Raw genomic sequence first — 5025 nt, forward strand, 5'->3', positions numbered from 1 at the left:
GGGGTGGAAAGCGGGGATGGCGTGGCTGGCATGCATGCTGCTCAAGGGCCCGCGCTGCGCCGCTCCCGTGGACGGGGGCGGACCGAAGAGCTGCTGACCCCCTCGAAGGAGCTCCCCATGCACGTGTTGTGGAAGACGTTCGCGGCCTCTGCCGCGGCCCTGGCCCTGTCTGCCTGCGGACCGCAGCCAGAGGCGCCGCCGCAAGAGACCCCCCCGGCTTCGACGGAAGTCCCCTCGGGTGCGGCGGATGACGCGGCCCGCGCGGTCGCGGATGCGGCCCGTCGTACGCCGACGGAGCTGGACGCGCTGTTCGCGCAGGCGGCGAAGGAGTTCGACGTTCCGGTGAGCCTGCTCAAGGCCATCTCCTATACGGAGACGCGCTGGGAGCACGTGAAGGGTGAAGAGGAGTTCGAGGGCCGTCCCGCGGCGTTCGGTCTGCTGGCCCTGCGCGGCGCCAAGGTGACGGACGGCGCGGCGCTGGCGGGTGTCTCCGCCGAGGCCGTGCGTGACGACCGGCTGGCCAACCTGCGCGCTGGCGCGGCGCTGCTGTCGAAGTACGCCGCCGAGGCGGGCATCGACCGCGAGGATTTGGGCGCGTGGGCGCCCGTGGCCGTTCAGTTGACGGACATCACCGACGCGGACGTGCAGGCGCACTACGTCCACAACGAGCTGTACGCGGCGCTGCGCGAGGGCGCGGGCGCGTTCACCCCCGAGGGCAAGGTGGCGGTGTCGCTGGACGCCGCGCGGGTGGAGGCGAAGTTCGCCCTGCCGAGGATGCAGGCGCTGGCGGCGGGCCCGGACTACGGCGCCTCCATCTGGCGGCCGTCGCCCAACTACAACGCCCGTCCGTCGGGCACCAACGTGTCGATGATTGTCATCCACACGTGTGAGGGTGGCTACGCCGGGTGCTGGGGCTGGCTGGTCAACTCCGCGTCGGGCGTGAGCGCGCACTACGTGGTCAACGAGAGCGGCAGCGAGGTTTCGCAGCTCGTGCGCGAGTCGGACCGCGGTTGGCACGTGGGCGCAAGCTACGCCTGCAGCCTGAACGGCAACGTGGACTGTGGCCTCAACGGCGTGTCGGTGAACCACTTCTCGGTGGGCATCGAGCACGGCGGTTTCGCCAGCCAGACGTCCTTCCCCGCGGGCCAGATTGACGCGTCGGCGAAGCTGTCCTGCGACATCTCCAAGGGGCAGGTCATCACCCGCGACAGCTATCACATCGTCGCGCACGGCCGGCTCCAGCCGTCCTCGCGCACGGACCCGGGCCCGAACTGGCCGTGGAGCAGCTACATCTCGAAGATCAAGAGCTACTGCGGTGACGGCGGCACGCCCACGGGCACCATCATCGTGGACAGCCACAACGCGAACAACGACTCGACGAAGGCGCGCACGGATGTGCCGGCGTCGTGGGCGGCGGGCACCAGCGCGGGCTACTACGGCAGCGGCTACTACTACGCCTCCACGCAGCCCATCTCCGAGCCGGTGGTGTTCAACTTCTACATGGCGTCCGCGGGCTCGAAGACCATCGACGCCTGGTGGGTGGCCGGCACCAACCGCGCTCCGGCGGCGCCGTTCATCATCAGCCACACGGGTGGCAACAGCACGGTGACGGTGAATCAGCAGGCCAACGGCGGCGCCTGGGTGGCCCTGGGCACGTACAACTTCGCCGCGGGCTGGAACAAGGTGCAGCTCAGCCGCTGGACCACTGAAGGCTACGTCGTCATGGCGGACGCCATCCGGGTGCGATGACGTGAGGAAGCAAGGCCGAGAACGGATGCCGCGTTCCTGGCCGTGGCGAGCGCGGTGGAGTCTCACCGCGCTCGCCGTGCTCGGCGTCGGATGCTCCGGCCGGTGTGGCGGAGCGTCGGGCGTCGGGCCGCTGTCGAAGGAGGAGGCACGCGCCATTCCGGGCGTCGTGGTCTTCCTGTCGGAGCGGGCGGGACAGAAGGACGTGTGGCAGGTGAGTCCCGACGGGACGGAGACGCAAATCACCCGAGGCCCCGAGGACGACTACCCCGGCCCGGTGTCCCCGGATGGGAAGTCGCTGCTGGTGGTGGCCGTGCGCGAGCAGGGTGGAATTCAGTTCCAGCAGCTCCGGGTGCAGCCCCTCGCGGGGGGAGACGCGGTGCCGCTGCATGCCCCCAGGGCCCGGGCGCGCAACGCGAGCTGGGCGCCGGATGGCTCGTGGCTGGTGGCGGAGTCGGATGCCCAGGGCTTCAGTGATTTGGTGCGCCTGGAGCCGCGCGAGGGCGCGCCGGAGGTGCGGCTGACACAGGTGAAGGAGGGCTGCTTCGAGCCCGCCGTCTCACCGGACGGCAAGGAAGTGGCCTTCGTGTGCAGCCGCGAGGGCGACCCCGAAATCTACGTGACGAAGGCGGACGGCACCGAGGAGCGGCGGCTCACCGCCTTCCACCGCGAGGACCGCGCGCCGCTGTGGAGCCCGGAGGGCAAATGGCTCCTCTTCGTCAGCGACCGGGAGGACAAGGAGCGGCTGTACCTGGTGCGCCCGGATGGCTCGGAGCTGCGCGCGGTGTCGGGGAGCGGCTTCGCTGGCGACGAGCGCGAGCCGGCCTTCAGCCCGGATGGCCAGCGCCTGGTGTACGTGAGCCGTCTGCCGGAGGGCCTCAGTCGCCTCTGGGCGGTGCCCGTGGAGGGCGGGGTGCCGGTGGCGTTGACGGACGGCAAGCACCGCGACGACATGCCGGCGTGGAGCCCGGACGGGAAGTACCTGGCCTTCACCTCGGAGCGCGAGGGCAACACGGACGTGTACCTCATGCGCGCCGATGGCAGCGGCCAGACGCGGCTCACCACCGACAAGGCGCCGGACTGGCTGCCTCGCTGGGTGGCGCGCCGCTAGCCAGGTCTCATGCGAGGCCCTTCGAACCGGGCCCCTCTGGACGACGGAGGGGCTCCGGGCTCGGAAGGGCCGTGGGCACGCTGAAGCAGAAGGTGGCGCCGTGGCCCGGCTCGCTCTCCACCCAGATGAGGCCGCCGTGCGCCTCGATGATGAGCCGACAGATGTAGAGCCCCAGCCCCAACCCTTGTTTGTCGGACGCGCTGCCCTGTCGCGTCCGGTAGTACTTGTCGAAGACGTGCTCGGTGTCCTCTCGCGCCAGGCCCGGACCTTCGTCCCTCACCGACACCACGACGAGGCCCTCACGGAGGCATGCGCGCACCAGCACGGGCTTGTCGGGCGGGCTGTACTTGGCGGCGTTGCCCAGCAGGTTGGACAGCACCCGCTCCAGGCGGCGCGCGTCCACCCACGTCAGGGGCAGCGGCGTGGCCACCTCCAGGCGGAAGCGCTCGCGCAGGTCCGGAGGGACGTCCCGCTCCAGCACGTCCTCGAGGAAGCGCGCCACGTCCGTCGGCTCGCGGCGCAGCTCGATGCGGCGGGACTCCAGGCGCGAGCCCTCCAGCAGCTCTTCAATCATGGAGCTCATCCACTCCACGTTGCGGAGGATGGCGTCCGTGAGCGCCTCCTCGCGTGAGAGCCGTCGCTCCTTCAGCTCGCGCAGCAGCATGCTCGCGCGCAGGGTGATGCCCTGGAGCGGGTTGCGCAGGTCATGCGAGATGAGGCTCACGTACTCCTCGCGCAGCCGCTCCAGCTCCCGGTGCGCCGTGAGGTCATGGCCGGTGATGACCACGCCGCGCTGCTCGCCTTGCGGCCCGAACACGGGCGCGGCGGTGATGAGCACGGGCGTCGTCCCACCATCCGGCCGCGCGATGATGATTTCGACCGGGCCCACCACCTTGCCCGTCTTCAACGCCCGGGTCGACGGCAGCTCCTCCCTCGTCAGAAGCCGTCCATCCGCATGGCGCAGTCGACTGAGGTAGGCGCCGCGCTTCGTATTCTCGGGGACGGGCCCGAGCAACGTCTCCGCGAAGGGGTTCGTCACCAGCGTGCCCAGCTCCGGGTCGATGAACAGCACCCCCACCGGCGCGTGGTTCAGCACGGCCTGGAGCAGACCCCGTTGCACCTCCGCCTCCTCGCGGGCGGCCTGCAGCCGGGCGATGGCCTGCTCGCGCTCGGTGACGTCGCGGAGCACCGCGAGCAGGCTGTATCCCTCGGGGCCTGACACCTGGCGCAGGCGGGCTTCCAGGGCCACCCGGGTGCCGTCTGCGCGCAGGCCATGCAGGGCTCGTCCATCCTCCGTGCCCCCCAGGCGGTGTCCGCCGAAGAGCCCCTCCGGCACCAGCCGCTCCACCTCGCGGCCCAGCAGCGCCTCGCGCGGGTGGCCGAACACGCGCTCCGCCTCCGCGTTGACGAAGCGCAGCAGCCCATCCGAGTCGACGATGAGCAGCGGCTCCGGCGTCGTCTCCAGCAGGCTTCGGTAGCGCGCCTCGGAGGCCTCCAGCGCCGCGGTGGCGCGCCGCCGTCCCGCCTCCAGTGTGTCCAGGGCCCGAGCGGAGAGCAGCACCAGCACCGCGCCGCCCGCGCTCAGCAAGGTGGCGAAGAGTGGGAGCTTCGCCTCACGCCCGAGCAGTCCCTCCACGCTGAGCAGGGCCAGTGCCGCGCCCAGGAGCGATGGCCCCAGCAGCGCCACGGGAACGAGCCGCCGCGCCAGGAAGCCGCCCAGGGTGTCCCGAGTGATTCTCCCCGTGAGGCCCCGCTCCGGCCGCAGGCAGAGCAGGCCCACGCCCAGGAGCAGCACCGCCAGCGCCGTGTACAGGCCCATGCCGCGTCGCGGAGGAAAGAACCCCCCGTCCAGCGCGATGAGGGGACCGAACAGCAGGCCATTGAAGCCCAGCAGCGCCACCAGCAGCGCGCCCACGACGAGCGCGTCCCGCCACGACTGTCGCTTCCCCGCGCGCCCCGGTACCAGCAGGGCGAGGCCCAGGAAGAGCACGCACAGGGGCGTGAGGGGCGAGGGGCGAATCATCGCGCTGAGGACGCCGAACGTCCTCGCGAGGAACGCCTCCAGCGCCGGCGGCAGACCGGCCAAGACCTGCAGCAGGCCGACGAGGCCGATGAGGCACATGCCCGCCGCGCAGAGGGCGGACAGCAGGCGGCTCATGGGGGAGGGG

3 protein-coding genes are annotated in these 5025 nt (G+C 71.3%); 2 read left to right on the forward strand and 1 reads right to left on the reverse strand.

The window, feature by feature from the left end; all coding sequences use genetic code 11:
• The first annotated feature begins 117 nt into the window (after nt 1-117).
• Both HUW62_RS45730 and HUW62_RS45735 read left to right on the forward strand, forming a co-directional pair.
• Entirely contained in the window at nt 118-1749 is a 1632-nt protein-coding gene (locus tag HUW62_RS45730; RefSeq protein ID WP_176438021.1) for an N-acetylmuramoyl-L-alanine amidase, read from the forward strand.
• 25 nt (nt 1750-1774) lie between these two features.
• Nucleotides 1775-2857 (forward strand): PD40 domain-containing protein, encoded by a 1083-nt coding sequence (locus HUW62_RS45735; RefSeq protein WP_163871038.1) that lies wholly within the window; start codon nt 1775-1777, stop codon nt 2855-2857.
• A gap of 7 nt (nt 2858-2864) precedes the next feature.
• On the opposite strand, the gene HUW62_RS45740 is transcribed toward HUW62_RS45735, so the two are convergent.
• Nucleotides 2865-5025, reverse strand: a 2161-nt coding sequence (locus HUW62_RS45740) for an ATP-binding protein (protein ID WP_176438022.1), incomplete at its 5' end; no start/stop codon positions are given.

Source organism: Myxococcus sp. AM011 (genome assembly GCF_013372595.1).
Taxonomy (GTDB): Bacteria; Myxococcota; Myxococcia; order Myxococcales; family Myxococcaceae; genus Myxococcus; species Myxococcus eversor.

Coding starts and splice junctions, on each gene's coding strand:
- HUW62_RS45730 (WP_176438021.1), top strand. CDS start 118: ATGCACGTGTTGTGGAAGACGTTCGCGGCCTCTGCCGCGGCCCTGGCC.
- HUW62_RS45735 (WP_163871038.1), top strand. CDS start 1,775: ATGCCGCGTTCCTGGCCGTGGCGAGCGCGGTGGAGTCTCACCGCGCTC.